This window comes from Microtetraspora glauca, from assembly GCF_040656155.1.
Classification (GTDB): domain Bacteria; phylum Actinomycetota; class Actinomycetes; order Streptosporangiales; family Streptosporangiaceae; genus Microtetraspora; species Microtetraspora glauca.
In genome coordinates this window covers 69,674-89,454 of record NZ_JBFALK010000013.1, presented here as the reverse complement: position 1 = coordinate 89,454, position 19,781 = coordinate 69,674, and the positions used below count along the sequence as shown (strand labels likewise).

Sequence of the window (19,781 nt, the reverse complement as noted above, 5' to 3'; positions counted from 1 at the left end):
ACCGAAGGACGTACCCAGCCTTGTCCGTTTCAAATCTGAGCGACTTTCAGAAACGCGCCGTGGACGACCTGTTCCGGCGGATCGCTCCGGTCGCCGACGAGGTCGGCGCGATGTTCGCCGCGCGCGGCCACGAGTTGGCCCTCGTCGGCGGATCGGTCCGCGACGTCTTCCTCAGCCGGATCGGGAACGACCTGGACCTGACCACGGACGCCAGGCCCGAGCAGGTGCTGGAGATCGTCAAGGACTGGGCGGACGCCATCTGGACGATCGGGATCGACTTCGGCACCGTGGGCGTGCGCAAGGGCGGCTGGTTGCTGGAGATCACCACCTACCGCGACGAGTCGTACGACCGCGCCTCCCGGAAACCCGACGTGGCGTACGGCGACACGCTGGACGGCGACCTCGCCCGCAGGGACTTCGCGGTCAACGCGATGGCGGTGCGCCTGCCCGGCCACGAGTTCGTCGATCCGCACGGCGGGCTCTCCGACCTGATGGCCAAGGTGCTGCGGACCCCGGGCACGCCGGAGCAGTCCTTCGACGACGACCCGCTGCGGATGCTGCGCGCTGCGCGGTTCGCCTCCCAGCTCGGGTTCACCGTCGATCCGAAGGCCGTCGAGGCGATGACGGCGATGGCCGGGCGCATCGAGATCGTCTCCGCCGAGCGGATCCGCGACGAGCTGGACAAGCTCGTCTGCGGCGCGCACCCCCGTGAGGGCCTGTCGCTGCTCGTGGAGACCGGGTTGGCCGCGCACGTCCTGCCCGAGCTGCCGAAGCTGCGCCTGGAGATCGACGAGCACCATCGGCACAAGGACGTCTACGAGCACACGCTGATCGTCCTTGAGCAGGCGATCGGGCTGGAGGATCCCGGGCCCGACCGTGTCCTGCGCTGGGCCGCGCTGCTGCACGACGTGGGCAAGCCCAAGACCCGCAGGAACGAGTCCGCGGGGCGGGTGTCCTTCCACCACCACGAGGTCGTCGGCGCCCAGCTGGCCAAGAAGCGGCTGGCGGAGCTGAGGTTCCCCAAGGACGTCGTCGCCGACGTCTCCCGGCTGGTGGAGCTGCACCTGCGCTTCCACGGGTACGGCTCGGGCGAGTGGACCGACAGCGCCGTGCGGCGTTACGTGCGCGACGCCGGACATCTGCTCGACCGCCTGCACAAGCTCACCAGGGCCGACTGCACGACCCGCAACAAGCGCAAGGCCGCCGCGCTGTCACGGACGTACGACCAGCTCGAGGAGCGCATCGCCCGGCTCGCCGACGAGGAGGAGCTCGCCAAGATGCGTCCCGAGCTCGACGGGAACGAGATCCAGGAGATCCTCGGCATCTCCCCGGGACCGGTCGTCGGCCGCGCGTACAAGCACATGCTGGAAGTGCGGATGGATCTGGGCGTGATCGGCAAGGACGCGGCCCGCGAGGAGCTGCTGACCTGGGCCAGGGCGCAGAACGTCCTGCCCTGATCCGGCACGCGGTCACCCTCTGGGGTGCATGGCCTGGGCGGCGACGAGATCCTGCGGCTGGACCGGGAGTACGTGTGGCACCTCTACGCGGCGGTGCCGGCGGGCGTCCCGGTCCACGCGGTGCGCCGGGCCGAGGGCGTACGCCTGCACGCCGGAGGACATCGGCAGGATCACCGGAGCCCTGGTCGCGGCCTCAGACGTTCTTCGACGCTCCGACCGTCGCGGCGCCGCCCGACGGGACGAGCAGGCGGTACCCCACCGCCCCCAGCGCGTACACACCCGCGATGACGCCGAGGGCGGTGTACGACTTGCCGTTCGGCGGGAGCATCGTCGCCGCGATCATCGCGCCGAGCACGGTCGTGCCGTTGAAGAGCATGTCGTAGATCGAGAACACCCGGCCGAGATAGACGTCGTCGATGTCCCGCTGCACGACCGTGTCGGCGCAGATCTTGACGCTCTGGCCGCCCACGCCGAGCACGAACCCGGCGACGAGGAAGCCCCACTGGTGGAACGGCAGGCAGAGCACCAGCTCCAGCACTCCGCAGCCCGCCAGCATGGCCGGGATCCAGTTCTCGATGCCGAACCGCTCGGCGCCCCACGGCGTGATCAGCGCGGCGACGAAGAACCCCACGCCCGAAGTCGCCACCACCAGCGTGATGCCCCTGAGCGCCACCTCGGCGTCCGTCGTGAAGTAGTACCGGTACAGCATGACCACCAGCGCGATGGACATGCCGTACATCAGACGGTGGGTGGCCATGGCGCCGAGCGCGGCCGCCGCCTGGCGGCGGGAGAGGATGTGCCGCGCGCCGTTCACGAGCCCGGCCAGGACGTCCCGGATCACCTCGCTCGCGCGCGGCCGGTCCGGGTCGTACGGCGGACCGAGCAGTTCGCGCGGCATCGTGCGCGCGATCAGCGCGCTGAACCCGAAGGCCAGGCCCGAGACGACGAGTAGGACGACGGTGCCGCCGGTGTGCGGGCCGAGCGCGAAGCGGAGGAGGAGCCCGATGCCCGCGCCGACGAAGGTCAGCACGGTGCCCGAGGTCGGCGTCACCGAGTTGGCGATCATGAGCCGGTCGGACGGCACGACATGGGGGAGCGACGCTCCCAGCGCGGCGAGGAAGAAGCGGTTGACGCCGAGCACGGCGAGTGCCGCGGTGTAGAAGACGACCTCAGAGGCCCCGCCGGCCAGCAGGGCCGCGGTCAGGACCAGCAGCGTGCCCCGGACGACGGGCGCGACGACCAGGATCTGCCGACGTGACCAGCGGTCGATGAACACCCCGACGAACGGCCCGAGCACGCTGTACGGCAGGAACAGCACGGCCATGCCGGCCGCGATCGCCGTCGCGGTGGCCTGCTTCTCCGGGCTGAAGAAGGCGAAGCCGGCGACGGCGGCCTGAAAGATTCCGTCGGAGAACTGCGACACCAGGCGGGTTCCGAAGAGCCGCCTGAAATCCCGCCCCCGCAGGACCACACGCAGATCTGAGACGTATGACACGTGCGACAGCCTACGCGGGGCCGCCGGACCGGCGTATCAGGAAGATCCCTGACCCGCCCCTGAAGATATTCATGGTTCGTGAGGATTCCCGGGACAAACCCCGTAACCTCGGTCGTGTGACCAATGACGAACATGTCGTGCTGGTCGACGGCGAGGGAAACCCCATCGGCACGGCCCCGAAGGCCGAGGTGCACGGCACCGACACGCCGTTGCATCTGGCGTTCTCCAGCTACGTCTTCGACCGCGAGGGGCGGCTGCTGCTCTCCCAGCGGGCCGGGCACAAGCTGACCTGGCCGGCGCAGTGGACGAACAGCTGCTGCGGGCATCCGCTGCCGGATGAGGCCCTTCCCACGGCGGTGATCAGGCGGCTGCGGTACGAACTCGGGCTCGCCGTCGAGAGCGTGGATCTCCTGCTGCCCCGGTTCGCGTACCGGGCGGTCATGGACAACGGGACCGTCGAGAACGAGCTGTGCCCGGTCTACCGGGTGATCGTCTCGGAGGAGGCGGTGCCCAACCCCGAAGAGGTCGACGCGGTCCGCTGGATGCCGTGGAAGCAGTTCGCCGACATGGTGCTGAGCGGCGAGATGGACATCTCGCCCTGGGCGCGGGAGCAGGTGCCGCAGCTCGTGGCGCTCGGGCCCGACCCGCTCACCTGGCCCGTGGGCGATCCGGCGGAGCTGCCCGCCGCGGTCCGCTGACCAGAGGCCGACCGCGCCAGGACCAGAACAAGAAGATCGCGGTGCTCGGCGGAGCGCTCGCCGGGGACGGGCAAGCACATGATCTGACGACGACGCCCCGGCTCGAACACGAGCCGGGGCGTCCGTCGATTCCGGGCCCCTCGGAGGGAGGGGCGTCAGCGCTCGAGCTGGCCGCGGATGAACTTCTCCACGGCCTCACGCGCGACGTCGTCGGAGTACTGCTCCGGCGGGGACTTCATGAAGTACGACGAGGGCGACAGCAGCGGGCCGCCGATGCCCCGGTCAAGCGCGATCTTGGCGGCGCGGACCGCGTCGATGATGATGCCCGCGGAGTTGGGGGAGTCCCAGACCTCCAGCTTGTACTCCAGGTTGAGCGGCGTGTCGCCGAACGACCTGCCCTCCAGGCGGACGTAGGCCCACTTGCGGTCGTCGAGCCACGGCACGTGGTCGGACGGGCCGATGTGGACGTCGGCCTTGGACATCTCGTGCGGGATCTGCGAGGTGACCGACTGCGTCTTGGAGATCTTCTTGGACTGGAGCCGCTTGCGCTCCAGCATGTTCATGAAGTCCATGTTGCCGCCGAAGTTGAGCTGGTACGTGCGCAGCAGTTCGACACCGCGGTCCTCGAACAGCTTGGCCATCACCCGGTGCGTGATGGTGGCGCCCACCTGGGACTTGATGTCGTCGCCGACGATCGGCACGCCGGCCTCGGTGAACTTGGCCGCCCACTCGGGGTCGGACGCGATGAACACCGGCAGCGCGTTGACGAACGCCACATTGGCGTCGATCGCGCACTGGGCGTAGAACCGGTCGGCCTCCTCGGACCCGACGGGCAGGTAGGACACCAGGACGTCGACCTCGGCGTCCTTGAGCGCCCGCACGACGTCGACCGGCTGCTCGTCGGACTCCTCGATGATCTCGCGGTAGTACTCACCGAGACCGTCGAAGGTGTGCCCACGCTGCACGGTGACGCCCAGGGGCGGCACGTCGCAGATCTTGATCGTGTTGTTCTCGGAGGCCACGATCGCCTCCGACAGGTCGCGACCGACCTTCTTGGCGTCCACGTCGAAAGCGGCGACGAACTCGACGTCACCGACGTGGTATTCGCCGAACTTCACGTGCATCAGGCCCGGCACTCGGCTGGCCGGGTCGGCGTCCTTGTAGTAGTGGACGCCCTGCACCAGTGACGCGGCACAGTTCCCCACACCCACGATGGCTACGCGCACCGAACCCATCGCACTCGCTCCTTTACTCATCTGTCCTGGGCTCTTCGGCCCCGGTGGTCGTGTCCTGTACGGCAGACGGTCGTTCTGTGGTCGTGCTCGGGTCCTCGCGTGCCGCGGTGCCCCGCCGTTCTGAGTCGATCAGCTCGTTCAGCCACCGCACCTCGCGCTCGACCGATTCGAGCCCGTGGCGCTGCAGCTCCAGCGTGTAGCTGTCGAGCCGTTCCCTCGTCCGGGAGAGAGCCGTACGGACGCTGTCCAGACGCTCTTCCAGGCGGCTGCGGCGGCCTTCGAGGATGCGTAGGCGTACCTCCGCCTCCGTGTGACGGAAGAAGGCGAAGTGGATGCCGAAGCTCTCGTCCTCCCAGGCGGACGGCCCGGCCTGGGTGAGCAGCTCGTGCAGCCGTTCTTTGCCTTCGGCGGTCAGCTTGTACACGATCTTCGACCTGCGGCCGATGACGGTGTCCGCCGGCGGCTCCTCTTCGGTGATGAGACCGTCGTTGAGCAGCGCCCTGAGACAGGGATACAGCGAGCCGTAGGAGAACGCGCGGAACATCCCGAGCAGGGTGTTGAGCCGTTTCCGCAGCTCGTACCCGTGCAGGGGGGTTTCGTGTAGCGAGCCAAGGACGGCGAGCTCCAGCATGCCACCACGTGGGCCGGTCACCGGAACACCCCCTTGTATCTCGCAGATGTATCGAAGCGATACATCCGCAGGATACGTCTGGCTGGCATACCGTGCAACGTGTCAAGCGCGGGGCACGATCCGGTAAAGAGCCGTAATCTGTGTCACATGCGGTCACACTGGACGGCCGGTTTCGCCGGTCGTACGGAACGGACGGCGTTCTCGCCGATCCGTCGTGGTCTCGTGCGCCCGCGCGCTACCCCGAACCGTGGGAGACATTCCCCTTTCCGGCCCCCCGGCCCCGATGTGACCAAGATCACGCACGTTCGGCGGGGACGATCGGCGGCCAGGGTAAAAGCCACGTCAGACCTTCCTGAGACCGCTCGGGAATGCGGAGAATCCAGCGTCTACGTGGTCGAGGTCTGCCATGGTTGGGGCTGGAACCACAGGCATGTCGCGTTCGTCATCGGTACGGGCGACGACCCTCCGGTTCAGGGCGGTCCTCCCTTTGAGGAGATACGCTCACCTGCCCGTCGGCCGATGCCGGCGATTTTCCCTGATTGACTGGACGAGGACGCGTGACTTACAGCAACTATGGACCGGAGCCGACCGGCCGTCCCGAGGACTCCTCGGGCTCCGGTGGATCAGCCCGCCCTGGGCGCCGCCGTCGCGCGGACGAGGCGCCCGGTGACCAGTACGGCCGTGCTCCCCAGGGCCCTCCCGCTGGACGGCCCGGCGCCCCGCGCCGCAGCGAGGCCGCCTTCGAGGACACCCAGGGCATGCCGTCCGTGCAGCAGTCCCGGCCCGGACCGGATCCCCGCAGGAACGGTCCCGGCGGCCCGGGTGCGCCCGGGGGACAGGACCGGACCCAGAACCTGCCGCGGCCGAACGGCCCGGGCGCTCCCGGTGGTCCGGGAGGGCCCGGTGGGCCCGCTGGGCGTGGGCGACCTGACGGTCCCCCCGGTCAGGGAGGTCCCCAGCGCCCCGGCGGGCCCGGTGGCGACAGGACGCAGGCCATGGGCATGCCCTCCGGCGACCCGCGTCGCCGGATCAGCGGCGAGGAGACCCAGGCGATGCCCCCGGACGGCCGCCGTCGCAGGGGAGAACCGGGCTCCGGTGGCAGAGGTCCGGGTGGGCGGGGGCCCGACGGTCCAGGAGGCCGTGGCCCCGGAGGGCGCGGTCCCGGCGGTCCGCGTGATTCCGACGACGACGATGACCGCAAGCCGCGCCGTACCGGCTGGAAGCGGTTCATCCCCAACTGGAAGATCGTCGTCGCCGCGTTCACCATCCTGGTGGCGGGCGTTTTCGGCATGATCGCCGTCGCGTACGCGAACACACCGGTGCCGACCGGGAAGCAGGCGGAGGCCACGGCCCAGGGCAGCGTGATCTACTACCGCGACGGCAAGACCGCCATCGCCCGGGTGGGCCAGACGCGGGTGATCATCGACGACATCAAGAAGATCCCCCGGCATGTGCAGGACGCGGTGATCGCCGCGGAGAACCGCAGCTTCCGCGAAGACGCCGGCATCTCGTTCAGCGGTCTCATGCGGTCGGTCTGGATGACCGTCAGCGGTGAGCAGATCCAGGGCGCCTCCACGATCACCCAGCAGATGGCCAGGAACTACTACGACGGTCTGAGCAGGGACGTCAGCGCGCAGCGGAAGATCAAGGAGATCTTCGTCGCGATCAAGCTGAACAAGTCGATGTCCAAGGACGACATCCTCCTGCAGTACCTCAACACGGTCCCCTTCGGGCGCGGCGCCAACGGGATCGAGGCGGCGGCCCGGGCCTTCTTCAAGAAGCACGTCTGGGAGCTGAACGAGGGCCAGGCCGCCTACCTCGCCGGCCGTATCCAGAGCCCGAGCAGGTTCGACGTGGAGGAGCAGAAGAAGAACTTCGCCCCCACCTACGAGCGGTTCGCGTACGCCATCGACGGCATGGCCAAGCTGGACCCGGCGAAGTACGGCGGGCTCCCGGCCAAGTACGGCGTGCAGGACGCCAAGCTCGTCGACGTCAAGAAGTTCCCCAAGCTGGCGAAGGAGAACGACAAGGACGTCTACAGCGGCATCAAGGGCTACATGATCACTCAGGTCCTGCAGGAGCTGAAGGTGCGCGGGCTGTCGCCGGACACGGTCAGGAGCGGCGGTTACAAGATCACGTCGACGTTCGACAAGAAGCTGATGATCGCGGCCAAGAAGGCCGTGAAGGACGTCACCAACGGCATGTCCAACGAGTTCCACGCCGGTCTCGCCGCGGTCGATCCGCGCAACGGCCGGGTCGTCGCCTTCTACGGAGGCGACGACTACCTCAACGACGAGTGGAACGAGGCGTTCGACTCCAAGAAGCAGGCGGCCTCGGCCTTCAAGCCCTACGTGCTGGCCGCGTGGCTGGACGCCGGCTACAGCCTCAACAGCTTCGTGCCCGGCAACGCGACCGTGCCGGAGAAGCTGCCCGGCACGACGAAGATCGGGAACAGTCACAACGTCGGCGCGGCCATCGACCTGGTCAAGGCCACCGCCCAGTCGGTCAACACGGCCTTCGCCTCCATGGGATACGCGCTGGACGAGAAGAACGGCACGATCGGCCAGCTCGCCGCGGTGAAGCAGATCGCCATCGACGCCGGGCTGGACAAGGGCCGGATGGATCAGGACGTCGAGGCCCACAAGTACCTGTTCACCATCGGCAGCGCCCTGGTGAGCCCCATGGAGCAGGCGGCGGGCTACTCGATCTTCGCCAACGCCGGCAAGCACGTGGACTACCACGTCGTCAAGGAGGTCAAGCAGGGTGACATCGTCGCCCTGCCCGAGATCAGCGCGGTCAAGCAGGTGATCAGCCCCGAGGCGGCGGCGGACGCCACCGTGGCGATGGAGGAAGTGCTCAAGACCGGTACGGCCGGGGGCAAGGGCATCGGCCGCCCCGCCGCCGGCAAGACCGGCACGAACAACGACGAGAAGGAAGCCTGGTTCGTCGGCTACACCCCGCAACTCGTCACCGCGGTCGGCATGTACCGCGAGCAGTGCCGGACCAAGAGCGGGAAGATCGTCCAGCCGCAGCATTCCAACTGCCCGGAGGGCAAGGCGCCCAAGTACGGGCCCGACAACAAGTACACCGATCCCAAGGAGATCTCGCTCGGCTTCGAAGGCGCCGGTCCGCCCACCAGCATCTGGCGCGCGTTCATGATGGCGGCTATGGAGGGCGAGAAGGTCGAGCAGTTCCCGGCCAGGGCGTCGTCCGGGGCGCCGGAGAACATCGTGCCGAGCCCGACGCCGACGCCGTCGCCCACGCCCGAGGACGACTTCCCCCCGGACGGCGGGTTCCCGCCGGACGACACGAGCAACTGCGACCCCATGGACCTCGCCTGCAACGGCACCGAGGACGTGAATCCGGGCGGCGACGGTGAGGACCCGTTCGGCGGCGGTGACGGCTTCGGCCACAGCCCGATGATGGTCCCGGCACCCTCACCTTCCGGTAGCAGGAAGTCCACGGCCACCACGGGTATGTAGTGATCGAGGCCCCCGCGCGCGCTGCGCCTGCGGGGGCTTCGCCATTTCCGGGCACTTCCGGGGGTACGGAGAATTCTCATGAAAGATTCAGCGAGGAATGCCGTGAATTCATCGCGTCCAACGCGTGGAAAGGCCGCTCCGCCGTTCTTGGCTTATTGTGCGTACCGTACCGATGCTGAAAAGCTGATCGTTCTTCAGCGCAGTTCCGCTGCACCGTCCCCCGCACAGTGATCGTTAGGCGCGTGATGACCCGGACCACGAACGCTCCTGGACCGCTCGGCGCGGTCACGCAGAGGGCGGTGCCGTATCTCCCGATCGGACTCCTCGCCGGTCTCGGCGCGGTGCTCGCCTTCCTGTGGAAATGGCCGTGCCGGTTCGGCGGCGCGTGGAACGGCGGCCTCGGGCAGTACACGAACTTCTGCTACACGGACATCTATCCGCTGTGGTGGGCCGAGCATCTGAACGAGGGGAAGATCCCCTACGTCGACTATCCGGTCGAATACCCCGTCGGCATCGGCGCGATCATGGAGTTCGCCCGGCGCCTCGCGGGCGGTGACGGCGTCGCGTTCTACGACATCACCGTGATCCTCATGGGTGCCACCCTGGTCGCGGGCGCGCTGCTGATGGCCGCCCTGGCCGGACCCGCCCGCCGCTGGGACGCCCTCTGGTACGCCATCGGACCGGCCGTCATCCTCTGCGCGTACATCAACTGGGACCTGGCCGCGGGCGCGCTCGCGCTGGGCGGGCTGCTGGCGTGGTCGCGCGACCGGCACGTGCTCGCCGGGGTGTTGCTCTCGCTCTCGGTGGCCACGAAGTTCTATCCGCTGATGTTCTTCGGCGCGCTGTTCCTGCTCACGGTGCGTACGGGCAAGTGGATGCCGTTCGCCCGGATGGCGGTCGCGGCGGCAGGGACGTGGCTGGTCGCCAACGTGCCGGTCATGCTGATCAACTTCGAGGGATGGAAGCGGTTCTACTCCTTCAGCAGCGAGCGCGGCGCCGACTGGGGCGGCCTGTGGTTCTTCTTCCAGCGCAAGAACTGGGGTTTCCTCGCCGACGCCGAGGCGCTGAACACGATGGCCATGGCCGCGCTGGCCGTGCTGCTGCTGGGGATCGCGGCGCTCGCCGTGATGGCCCCGCGGCGTCCGCGGCTGATGCAGCTCTGCTTCCTGGCGCTCGCGGCATTCATGATCACCAACAAGGTGTGGTCGCCGCAGTACGTGCTCTGGCTGGTGCCGTTCGCCGTCCTCGCCCGGCCGAAGTGGGGCGCGCTGGTGGCCTGGCAGATCGCCGAATGCTGGTACTTCTTCGCGATCTGGCTCTATCTCACCGCGCAGTACCCCGACGGCGTGAACCTCGGCATCGGGGACACCGCGTACTTCCTGTCGGTGTGGGTGCGGGCGATCACGATCGTCTTCCTGATGGCCCTGGTCGTCCGGGACATCCTGCGGCCGGAGTCGGACGTCATCCGCCGGGCCGGCGTGGACGACCCCTCCGGAGGGGTGTTCGACCGGGCCGAGGACCGGTTCGTGCTCCCGCCCCGGCCGAAGGCCGACGTCGCGACCATGGAAGCCTGAAAGGGTGCGACACCGCTTCCCTTGGCAGGTGCTGCCCGTCTGGGTGATCACTCGCCTGGTGCTCTTCCTCGCCGCGACGCAGGTCATCCCGGTCGGGCACGAGGGATCGTTCGAGGGTGACGTCAGGCTCTACGGCAACTGGTCGCAGATCCTGCTCGGCGGAGAGTTCCCCGCCGGGGACGACAAATGGCAGTACCCGCCCTACGCGGCGCTGCCCATGCTGGCCCCGCACCTGCTGCCGTGGAGCTACCGGATCGACTTCTACGTGCTCGCGCTGGTGTGTGACCTGGCGATCCTGCTGCTGCTGTGCCGGTTCACGGTCAAGACCGGCGGGAGCCGTACCGGCGTGTGGGCGTGGACGGTGGGCGCGGCCCTGCTGGGGCCGCTGCTGATCTCCCGGTACGACCTGATGGTCACCCTGGTCGCGGTCCTGGCGCTCACCGCCTCGACGGACCCGGCGGTACGGGGAGCCTTGATCGGGTTCGGGCTCGCGATCAAGGTGTGGCCGGTCGCGCTGCTCACCGGGCTGCGCCGCTGGCGCGAGCTGCTGACGAGTACGGCCTCGGCCGTTGTCGTGGTGGCGCTCGGGTGCGGTGTGGCCACCCTGGTCCTGCCGCACGCGCTCGACTTCCTCACCGCCCAGCAGGATCGGGGTCTCCAGATCGAGTCGCTGACGGCCACGCCGTTCGCGCTCGGCCGCGCGCTGGGCTGGTGGGACGGGTTCACCACGTACCAGCACGGCGCCATGGAGCTCGTCGGTCCCGGTGTGGAGACGGCCACCTTGGTCAGCGTCGCCGCCACGCCGGCCGCGCTCGTCCTGCTCGCGGTGTGGTGGTTCCGCGCCGCGCCGACAGATGACACGTACTATGACGCGGCGCTCACCACGATCCTCTTCCTGGTGGTGACCAGCAGGGTCCTGTCGCCGCAGTATCTGATCTGGCTGCTCGGCGCCGTGGCGGTGGTTCTCGTCGTACGGACCCGGCAGCGGCCCGCCGCCTGGCTCGTCCTGGTCGCCACCCTGCTGACGGGGATCATGTACCCGTGGGTGGAGGAGGACTACAGCTGGAGCGGCCGGCTGCCGGGCACGCTGGTCCTGGTCGCGCGCAACCTCGTGTTCCTCGCGGCGGCCGTCGTGTCGTTCGTCCAGCTCTGGCGGAGCACCCGCAGGCCCGCGCGGGTCACCCTCGACCCGCGCGGTTCGCATGATTCACGCGGGTCGGACGCCGAGAACGCCGATGCCGGTGAGGGTCTCGACGATCTGGGGGACGGCGCGGGGCGCGGTCCCCGGATGCGCGTAACGTGAACCCTTACCCGTTCTGAGCCGGTCGTAATCCAGAGAAGTTATCCACAGCCTGTGGATGTCAGAGGTGCTTGCGGAGGAAGGCGATGTCGTCCGCCTGGCCCTCGAACGGCGTCTCCACGACGATCGGCGCCCCCGCCTGCCGGCAGACGGCGAGGATCCGCTCCGCGTCGATCTGCCCGGCGCCCAGGTTGGCGTGGCGGTCCGCCCCCGAGTCGAACGCGTCGCGCGAGTCGTTGCAGTGGACCAGGTCGATGCGGCCGGTGATCGCCTTCACCCGGTCGACGACGTCGGTGAGATCCTCGCCGCCCGCGTGCGCGTGGCACGTGTCTAGGCAGAAGCCGATCATCGAGGCGTCCCGCGCGCCGGAGGTCACGGCGTCCCACAGGCGGGCGATCCGGTCGAGTTTGCGCGCCATCGCGTTGCCGCCGCCGGCCGTGTTCTCGATCAGCACGGGGACGGGGCAGTCCATCCGCTCGAAGACCTTGCGCCAGTTGTCGAACCCGATCTGCGGGTCGTCGTCCTTGTTGACGTGGCCGCCGTGCACGATCAGGCCCTTGGCGCCGATGGACGCGGCCGCCTTCAGATGGCCCTCCAGGAGTTTGCGGCTCGGGATGCGGATCCGGTTGTTCGCCGTCGCCACGTTGATCACGTACGGCGCGTGGACGTAGACGTCCACCTCCGAGTCCCTGATCGCGTCCGCGCTCTCCGGCAGGACCGGTCCCTTCCAGCCCTGCGGGTCGCCGAGGAAGAACTGCACGACGTCGGCGTCGCGCGCCGCCGCGTGGGCGAGCGGGTCGTCCTGGTCGACGTGCGCGCCGATGCGCGGGAACCGTCCGTCCTGACCACTGCCCATCGTCGTCGTACCTCCGTTGGAGAAGTCGTGTGGAGAAGTCGTGTGTGTGAGTCGTGTCTGGAAGTCGTGTGTGGAAAGCCGCGCGCCGGGGGCCGCCGTCGGCCGTGCCGTACCGGGCGGCACGCCGTACAGACACTAGACGCTCCGGGCGAAGGGCGTCTCGGCGGCGGACAGCGTGGAGAAGCACTCCATGCCACCGGCAAAGAGGGTTTTAAGCGGACTTGACCGGGAAGCGCTCTTTCGACGGCGCCGTGCGCGCCGACGCACGAGGAGGCGACATGACCCCCCGACTGTTGCGCGTCATCCTGGTGATCTACATCGTCGTCGGCGTCTATGTCGCCTGGGTGCACCACTATCTGACCCCCGGCATCCTGCGGCAGATCGGCGAGGCGCTGCTGGCCGTCTTCCTCTGGGTCCTCGTTCTGCTGGGCGTGGACCTGCACCTGGCACGCTGAACGGCCGGCTGTCACGCTGAACGGCCGAGCCGGCCGAACCCGGCCCGGCCGTCGCGTCCGCGAGGTCGTCGGCCGCCCGGGCGGCCGCCCGGGCGAGCGCCCGGTCGAGCGTCCGGTGTGGTCAGCCGGTCGGGAGGAACCCTCCGTGGGCGATTCCGAGCGCGGCTCCGACGAACGACCCGACGAGGCCGCAGATGATGAGGCTGCGCTGCGGCGTCGTCACGGAGACGTACTGCGCGTAGAGCCCCCCGCAGAAGCCGATGGCGCCCACCCATGAGGCGACCATGTGGAGGCTGACGACGAACCCGGTGACGATCGCCAGGAGACCGAGGACCAGCGTGCTGAGCGCCAGTGCGTTCTCCAGCGTGTGCGGCCTGCCATCCGTGTTCAAGGTGAGGCGGAAAGGCGGCCTTCTGACGCGGCCAAGAACGTTCGGCATGTGCGTCACCCCCTCTTGCTGCTCAGTTTCCCTCGCGGGACGGCGAACGGCCAGGGGCCTGGTAGCCTGAATCGGCTGTGTTCTGTACAGCGTGGGGTGGACTTCCCCCGCGCCGCCCACAGCGTCCTCCTGTCACGGCAAGGCGTCGTGACCGCAAGAGTCCAGAGGAGGTTGGATTCCGCATGCGTCGTTACGAGCTGATGGTCATCCTCGACCCGGCCCTCGATGAGCGCACGGTGCAGCCCTCGCTCGACCAGTTCCTGAGTGTCGTCCGCAACGACGGCGGCACCGTGGAGAAGGTCGACGTCTGGGGCCGTCGCCGGCTGTCCTACGACATCGCGAAGAAGCCCGAGGGCATCTACGCCGTGGTCGACCTGACCGCGGAGCCCGCCACGGTCAAGGAGCTGGACCGCCAGCTCAACCTGAACGAGGGCATTCTCCGTACCAAGGTCATCCGTCCCGAGCTCCACTGAGCGGGAACGGCCAAGCCCGGCGTTTTTGTCGGGCCATGGCCGTACTCTGAAGCCCTTACGGCTGAGCTGACGGGATAGGAAGGCGAAAGCGACCGATGGCAGCAGGCGACACCACGATCACCATCGTCGGCAACCTTGTCGACGACCCGGAGCTGCGCTTCACCCCGACGGGGCAGGCTGTGGCCCGATTCCGCATCGCATCCACTCCGCGGTTCCTGGACCGCCAGACCAATGAGTGGAAGGACGGCGAAGGCCTGTTCCTGACCTGCAACGTGTGGCGACAGGCGGCGGAGAACGTCGCCGAGAGCCTGCAGCGCGGCATGCGGGTCATCGTGCAGGGACGGCTGCGCCAACGGTCGTACGAGACCAAGGAAGGCGAGAAGCGCACGGTCTACGAGGTCGAGGTCGACGAGGTCGGCCCCTCGCTGCGCAACGCCACCGCCAAGGTGAACAAGACCGCCCGGCAGGGCGGCGGCGGTGGCTTCGGCGGCGGCCCGTCCAATGACCCCTGGGCGTCGGCCACCCCCGCTCCTGGCGGCGGTGGCGGCTACAACCAGGGTGGCGGCGGCGGTGGCGGCGGCTTCGGCGGCGGCGACTTCAGCGACGAACCGCCTTTCTAGTCACCCCTCCGGGTGACAGCACCACACGAACACGTATCCGAGCGACCATTCCCGCATCATGCGGGGCTCTGAAAGGAGCACCACGATGGCGAAGCCGGCACTGCGCAAGCCGAAGAAGAAGGTTTGCCTGTTCTGCCACGACAAGATCTCCTACGTCGACTACAAGGACACGGCGCTGCTGCGGAAGTTCATCTCCGACCGCGGCAAGATCCGTGCCCGCCGGGTGACGGGCAACTGCACCCAGCACCAGCGCGACGTGGCCACCGCTATCAAGAACGCTCGTGAGATGGCCCTGCTGCCGTACACGAGCACCGCGCGCTAAGGAAAGGAGTCTCAGGACATGAAGCTCATTCTCACCACTGAGGTCTCCGGCCTCGGCGCTCCCGGTGACATCGTCGAGGTCAAGGACGGCTACGGCCGCAACTACCTCGTTCCGCGCGGCTTCGCGATCCGCTGGACCCGCGGCGCCGAGTCGCAGGTCGCCTCGATCAAGAAGGCGCGCGACGCCCGCGAGATCCGTGACCTGGGCACCGCCAAGGAGGTCGCCGGCCAGCTCGGCGCTCTGAAGGTGGTCCTGAAGACCCGCGCCGGCGAGGCCGGTCGTCTCTTCGGCTCGGTCACCACGGGCGACATCGCCGACGCCGTCACCGCCGCCGGTGGTCCCAAGCTGGACCGCCGCCGCATCGAGATCGGCAACGCGATCAAGAGCGTGGGCTCGCACCGGGTCAGCGTCAAGCTGCACCCCGAGGTGTCGGCCACCCTCGATGTCGAGGTCGTCGCCGGCTGATCCCGGCACGATAGCTGTTCGAAGGGCCCCTTCCCATGCCGGGAGGGGCCCTTTGACGTGCGCGCACCGTACCCGAACGGGGCTGAAATATATGGCCGATAGTATCTAGCCCGTCCCAACGCGGATTTCGCGGAAGATGTACCTCATGGAGGCTGAAATGCACCGTACCTCGCTGTTGCTGGCGCTTGGCGTCCTCACGACGGCGGCGGTCGCGTGCGCACCGGCCAACGACGCGGCGGACACGGCGGGGAGCACCGCCGCCGCCAGCCCGGCGGCCTCCGCGAGCTGCACGAAGGACCAGCTCAAGCTGATCACCCCGGGCAAGCTCACCATCGGCACGGACAAGCCGGCGTACGAGCCCTGGTTCAAGAACGACGACCCGACGACCGGCGAGGGCTTCGAGAGCGCCGTCGCCTACGCCGTGGCGCAGAAGCTGGGCTTCACCAAGGACGAGGTCGCCTGGGCCACCATCCCCTTCGACAGCGCGTACGCTCCGGGCGACAAGAAGTTCGACTTCGACCTCAACCAGGTGTCCATCACGCCCGACCGGGCCAAGGTCGTCGATTTCAGCGACGGGTACTACACGGTCAAGCAGGGCGTCGTCACGCTGAACAACGGGAAGTACGCCTCGGCGGCCGGTCTGGCCGACCTCAAGGACGCCACGATCGGCGTGCAGGTCGGCACCACGGCGCTCGACGCGGTCAAGAGCGTGGTGCAGCCGGCCAAGGACCCGAAGGTCTACACCCAGCAGGTCGACGCCGTGAACGCCCTCAAGAACAAGCAGGTGGACGCCATCGTGGTGGACCTGCCCACGGCGTTCTACGTCACCGCGGCCCAGGTCGAGAATTCCAAGATCGTGGGACAGTTCGCCGCCACCGGTGGCACGCCGGAGGAGTTCGGCCTGGTCTTCCAGAAGGGCAACGCCCTGGTGTCCTGCGTCAACGAGGCCATCGGCGCGCTGAAGTCCTCCGGTGAGCTGACCCAGATCGAGCAGCAGTGGCTCAGCGCGGCGGCCGGCGCGCCGGAGCTGAAGTGACAGATGAAGTGACAGATGAAGTGACGCGGCCCGCGAGGAGCGCGCGGCAGCTGGAGAGGGAGCGGATCCGCCGCAGGCAGGCGGTCCGCTCCAGTTCCATCGCCACGGCGTCCACCATCGTCTTCCTGACCCTGGTGGCCGTCCTGGTCACCAACTCGCCGGGATGGCCGCGGGTCCGGGAGACGTTCTTCGACCCCGAGTGGTTCGTCCGGTCGTTACCCGACGTGCTCCAGGGTTTCTGGACCAACGTCAAGATCTTCCTGATCGCGGAGCCGATCATCCTGGTCGTCGGGCTGCTGGTCGCGCTGGCCCGGGGCCTTCGGGCACCGGTCTTCTTCCCGCTGCGGGTGCTGGCCGTCGTCTACACCGACGTGTTCCGCGGGGTCCCGACGCTGCTCGTCATCATGATCGTCGGCTTCGGCCTGCCCGCGCTCCAACTCACCGGCGTGCCGTCCGACGAGATCACCCTGGGGGTGATCGCCCTCGTCCTCGCGTACAGCGCGTACGTCGCGGAGGTCTTCCGCGCGGGCATCGACACGGTGCATCCGAGCCAGATCGCGGCGGCGCGCTCGCTCGGGCTGTCCCACGGGCAGGCGATGCGTCACGTCGTGCTTCCGCAGGCGGTGCGCCGGGTGATCCCGCCGCTGCTGAACGACTTCGTCTCGCTGCAGAAGGACACCGCGCTGGTCTCCACGATCGGCGTGATCGAGGCGCTGCGGCAGGCGCAGATCTACGCGGCGAGTAAGTTCAACTACACCCCCTATCTCGTGGCGGCGATGTTGTTCATCCTGCTCACGATCCCGATGGCGCGGTTCACCGACTACCTGTCGGCGCGGGCCGCCCGCCGCCGCGGCCCCGGAGGTGCCTGATGACGCTGCTGCGCATCGAGGGCGTCTGGAAGAACTACCGCCACCAGAGCGTGCTGCGCGGCATCGACCTGGACGTGGCGCCGCACGAGGTGGTCTGCCTGATCGGCGCCTCCGGCTCCGGCAAGTCGACGCTGCTGCGCTGCGTGAACCTGCTGGAGACGATCGACGACGGCGCCATCCACCTGGACGGGGACGAGATCACGGACGTCCGCGCCGACGTGGACGAGGTCCGCAAGCGGATCGGCATGGTCTTCCAGTCCTACAACCTCTTCCCGCACATGACCGTGCTGGACAACATCACCCTGGCCCCGCGCAAGGTGCACAAGGTGGACCGGGCGCGGGCCGAGGAGCAGGCCGGGGAACTGCTCGCCCGATTCGGGCTCGCGGACAAGGCGGGGGAGTACCCCGACCGGCTCTCCGGCGGCCAGCAGCAGCGGGTGGCCGTCATCCGGGCCATCGCCACCCAGCCCCGCCTGCTGCTGCTCGACGAGGTGACCTCCGCGCTCGACCCGATCCTGGTCACCGAGGTGCTGAGCATCATCCGCGAGCTCAAGGACACCGGGATGACCATGATCCTGGCCACCCACGAGATGAACTTCGCCAGGGACATCTCCGACACCGTCTGCTTCCTCGACGGCGGTGTCCTGCTCGAACGGGGTTCTCCCGAGCAGATCTTCTCCTCGCCCGAGCATCCGCGTACCCGGGAGTTCCTCCAGCGCGTACTGGACGCGGGGCGCCTGTGACCGCGTCGCCGGCCCGCTGAGCGCCGCTCAGCGGCGGTGGCGGCCGCGCCCGTGTGGCGCGTGCGGTGTGTTCGACGCGTTCGGTGCGTTCGGTGCCAGGAGGCTGTGCCGTCTGCCGTACAGCAGGTAGACCAGCAGGCCGAAGGCCGTCCACAGGGTGAAGTACACCCAGGTGAGCGCCTCCAGGTTCACCATCAGCCACAGGGTCGCGGCCATCGACAGCGCGGGCACCACCGGCGCGAAGGGTACCCGGAACGGACGCGGCAGGTCGGGCAGCATGCGGCGCATCCGGAGCACGCCCGCCGCGACGGACATGAACGCGACCATCGTCCCGATGATGACCAGTTGCTCCAGCGTGAGGACGGGCAGGAACCCGGCGAGCAGCACGGCGACCGCCCCGATGACCAGGGTCGCCGTCAGAGGGGTCGCGTGGGGCCCGCTCAGCCGGGACAGGCCGTGGGGCAGCAGGCCGTCGCGGGCCATCGAGAACACCACCCGGGTCTGCCCGACCAGCAGCACGAGGATGACGGTGGTGAGCCCCAGAACCGCGCCGACGTTGATGACGTGGACCATGAACCCCTCGCCGACGCGGTCGAACGCGTCCGCGAGCGGTGCCTTGGTCGAGATCGCGGTGTAGGCCACCATGCCCACCATCACGACGGCCACCGCCAGATAGATCAGCGTGGTGAGCGCCAGGCTGCGGATCATGCCGTCCGGGACCGCGCGCGGCGCGTCCTTGGTCTCCTCGGCGGCCGTGGCCACCACGTCGAACCCGATGTACGCGAAGGCGATGGCGGGGGCGGCGGCGATGATGCCGAACCAGCCGAAGCTGTGGGTCTCCCCGATCACCAGGCCGACCAGCGTCGTGTGCAGGGCGTCCCCGCCTCCGGGCGACGGGGCCACGGGCGCGGGGATGCGGGCGAGGTTGGCCGCGTCGAAATGGACCGCGCCCACCACGATCACCGCCCCGATGGCCAGCAGCTTCGCGGCCACCATGACCCAGAGGACCCGCAGGCCGACCCGGGCGTTGAACGCCATGGCGCCGGTCAGCGCGACCAGGATGACCATGCTGAGCGGGTCGAAGCCTCCGGCGCCGGTGATCAGACCCGGAAGTGACACGCCGAACTCGGTCAGTGTCTGCACGGCGTACAGCGACCAGGCGCGCGCGACCACGGCGGCGGCGAGTTCCATCTCCAGGATCAGTGCCCAGCCCACGATCCACGCCCACACCTCGCCGAAGACGACGTACGAGAACGTGTACGCGCTGCCCGACACCGGCATCGACGAGACCAGTTCGGCGTAGCAGAGCGCGGCGAGCAGGCTGGTGATGCCGGCGATCATGAAGGAGAGGAAGACGCCCGGCCCGGCCGTGGTGGCCGCCTGCCGCCCGGCGATGCTGAAGATGCCCGCGCCGATCATCACGCCGAGGCCGAGGACGACCAGGTCGCCGCGGCCGTAGATCTCGGTGAGGCCCATCGTGCGCAGGCCGAAGACCTCGTCCGGCGACATCCTGCGCAGGATCGAGGTGGAGCGTGGGACGCGGGGGGAGAAGGACACACCACGGCCAATCGTGAGAGGCGTGACCGGTGGCCACAGTGCCCTAAGTGGTCAGCGAGTGGCAAGGGGAGCGG

21 protein-coding genes are annotated in these 19,781 nt (G+C 68.7%); 14 read left to right on the top strand and 7 right to left on the bottom strand.

Going from position 1 to position 19,781, the window contains the following annotated elements:
* The first annotated feature begins 20 nt into the window (after window positions 1-20).
* The gene (locus AB0I59_RS23375) at window positions 21-1,457 is read left to right on the top strand and encodes a CCA tRNA nucleotidyltransferase (protein WP_435831045.1); all 1,437 of its coding nucleotides are present in this window, start codon (window positions 21-23) and stop codon (window positions 1,455-1,457) included.
* 12 nt (window positions 1,458-1,469) lie between these two features.
* On the opposite strand, the gene AB0I59_RS23370 is transcribed toward AB0I59_RS23375, so the two are convergent.
* Both AB0I59_RS23370 and AB0I59_RS23365 read right to left on the bottom strand, forming a co-directional pair.
* Entirely contained in the window at window positions 1,470-1,631 is a 162-nt protein-coding gene (locus tag AB0I59_RS23370) for a hypothetical protein (RefSeq protein ID WP_358135966.1), read from the bottom strand.
* Window positions 1,632-1,650: 19 nt separating this feature from the next.
* Window positions 1,651-2,952 (bottom strand): MFS transporter, encoded by a 1,302-nt coding sequence (locus AB0I59_RS23365; RefSeq protein WP_061256110.1) that lies wholly within the window; start codon window positions 2,950-2,952, stop codon window positions 1,651-1,653.
* Window positions 2,953-3,068: 116 nt separating this feature from the next.
* On the opposite strand from AB0I59_RS23365, the gene idi reads away from it, so the two are divergent.
* A complete protein-coding gene (gene idi, locus AB0I59_RS23360) occupies window positions 3,069-3,650 on the top strand; it encodes an isopentenyl-diphosphate Delta-isomerase (protein WP_358135963.1) in 582 nt (193 codons plus the stop codon).
* Between the two features lie 155 nt (window positions 3,651-3,805).
* Here idi and AB0I59_RS23355 read toward each other — a convergent pair whose 3' ends face one another.
* On the bottom strand, window positions 3,806-4,885 hold the full coding sequence (locus AB0I59_RS23355) for an inositol-3-phosphate synthase (protein WP_061256114.1): 1,080 nt from the start codon (window positions 4,883-4,885) through the stop codon (window positions 3,806-3,808).
* A 13-nt stretch (window positions 4,886-4,898) separates the two neighbouring features.
* On the bottom strand, window positions 4,899-5,537 hold the full coding sequence (locus tag AB0I59_RS23350; protein WP_061256115.1) for a PadR family transcriptional regulator: 639 nt from the start codon (window positions 5,535-5,537) through the stop codon (window positions 4,899-4,901).
* A 126-nt stretch (window positions 5,538-5,663) separates the two neighbouring features.
* Here AB0I59_RS23350 and AB0I59_RS23345 point away from each other — a divergent pair, with 126 nt between their 5' ends.
* From AB0I59_RS23345 to AB0I59_RS23330, 4 genes are all read left to right on the top strand, one after another.
* Window positions 5,664-6,059 (top strand): DUF5318 family protein, encoded by a 396-nt coding sequence (locus AB0I59_RS23345; RefSeq protein WP_358135959.1) that lies wholly within the window; start codon window positions 5,664-5,666, stop codon window positions 6,057-6,059.
* A 452-nt stretch (window positions 6,060-6,511) separates the two neighbouring features.
* Window positions 6,512-8,998, top strand: coding sequence for a transglycosylase domain-containing protein (locus AB0I59_RS23340; RefSeq protein ID WP_358135956.1), 2,487 nt, complete (start codon window positions 6,512-6,514; stop codon window positions 8,996-8,998).
* A gap of 245 nt (window positions 8,999-9,243) precedes the next feature.
* Window positions 9,244-10,572: a glycosyltransferase family 87 protein gene (locus tag AB0I59_RS23335; RefSeq protein WP_358136230.1), complete on the top strand. Its 1,329-nt coding sequence runs from the start codon at window positions 9,244-9,246 to the stop codon at window positions 10,570-10,572.
* 4 nt (window positions 10,573-10,576) lie between these two features.
* Entirely contained in the window at window positions 10,577-11,875 is a 1,299-nt protein-coding gene (locus tag AB0I59_RS23330; protein WP_358135953.1) for a glycosyltransferase family 87 protein, read from the top strand.
* A 58-nt stretch (window positions 11,876-11,933) separates the two neighbouring features.
* Here the strand turns inward: AB0I59_RS23330 and AB0I59_RS23325 are convergent, their stop codons facing one another.
* Complete coding sequence (locus tag AB0I59_RS23325; protein WP_061256125.1) at window positions 11,934-12,728, bottom strand: deoxyribonuclease IV; 795 nt, start codon at window positions 12,726-12,728, stop codon at window positions 11,934-11,936.
* A gap of 278 nt (window positions 12,729-13,006) precedes the next feature.
* On the opposite strand from AB0I59_RS23325, the gene AB0I59_RS23320 reads away from it, so the two are divergent.
* Complete coding sequence (locus tag AB0I59_RS23320; protein ID WP_358135949.1) at window positions 13,007-13,183, top strand: hypothetical protein; 177 nt, start codon at window positions 13,007-13,009, stop codon at window positions 13,181-13,183.
* A 121-nt stretch (window positions 13,184-13,304) separates the two neighbouring features.
* Here the strand turns inward: AB0I59_RS23320 and AB0I59_RS23315 are convergent, their stop codons facing one another.
* Window positions 13,305-13,622 (bottom strand): hypothetical protein, encoded by a 318-nt coding sequence (locus AB0I59_RS23315; RefSeq protein ID WP_061256295.1) that lies wholly within the window; start codon window positions 13,620-13,622, stop codon window positions 13,305-13,307.
* Window positions 13,623-13,804: 182 nt separating this feature from the next.
* Here AB0I59_RS23315 and rpsF point away from each other — a divergent pair, with 182 nt between their 5' ends.
* The 7 genes from rpsF (at window position 13,805) to AB0I59_RS23280 (ending at window position 18,150) form a co-directional block, all read left to right on the top strand.
* Window positions 13,805-14,095 (top strand): 30S ribosomal protein S6, encoded by a 291-nt coding sequence (gene rpsF / locus AB0I59_RS23310; protein WP_061256127.1) that lies wholly within the window; start codon window positions 13,805-13,807, stop codon window positions 14,093-14,095.
* A gap of 95 nt (window positions 14,096-14,190) precedes the next feature.
* On the top strand, window positions 14,191-14,715 hold the full coding sequence (locus AB0I59_RS23305; protein WP_061256129.1) for a single-stranded DNA-binding protein: 525 nt from the start codon (window positions 14,191-14,193) through the stop codon (window positions 14,713-14,715).
* Window positions 14,716-14,800: 85 nt separating this feature from the next.
* Complete coding sequence (gene rpsR, locus AB0I59_RS23300) at window positions 14,801-15,037, top strand: 30S ribosomal protein S18 (RefSeq protein ID WP_061256131.1); 237 nt, start codon at window positions 14,801-14,803, stop codon at window positions 15,035-15,037.
* Between the two features lie 18 nt (window positions 15,038-15,055).
* A complete protein-coding gene (gene rplI / locus AB0I59_RS23295; protein WP_061256133.1) occupies window positions 15,056-15,502 on the top strand; it encodes a 50S ribosomal protein L9 in 447 nt (148 codons plus the stop codon).
* A gap of 157 nt (window positions 15,503-15,659) precedes the next feature.
* Window positions 15,660-16,538 (top strand): ABC transporter substrate-binding protein, encoded by an 879-nt coding sequence (locus AB0I59_RS23290; RefSeq protein ID WP_061256135.1) that lies wholly within the window; start codon window positions 15,660-15,662, stop codon window positions 16,536-16,538.
* 8 nt (window positions 16,539-16,546) lie between these two features.
* Window positions 16,547-17,407, top strand: a complete 861-nt coding sequence (locus AB0I59_RS23285) for an amino acid ABC transporter permease (protein WP_358135941.1) — start codon at window positions 16,547-16,549, stop codon at window positions 17,405-17,407.
* Window positions 17,407-18,150 carry an amino acid ABC transporter ATP-binding protein gene (locus tag AB0I59_RS23280; protein ID WP_061256139.1) on the top strand — a complete coding sequence of 248 codons (744 nt, stop codon included), beginning with the start codon at window positions 17,407-17,409 and terminating at the stop codon, window positions 18,148-18,150. Before AB0I59_RS23285 ends, AB0I59_RS23280 begins: the two co-directional genes overlap by 1 nt.
* 27 nt (window positions 18,151-18,177) lie before the next feature.
* On the opposite strand, the gene AB0I59_RS23275 is transcribed toward AB0I59_RS23280, so the two are convergent.
* Complete coding sequence (locus AB0I59_RS23275) at window positions 18,178-19,707, bottom strand: amino acid permease (protein WP_358135938.1); 1,530 nt, start codon at window positions 19,705-19,707, stop codon at window positions 18,178-18,180.
* Between the last annotated feature and the right edge of the window lie 74 nt (window positions 19,708-19,781).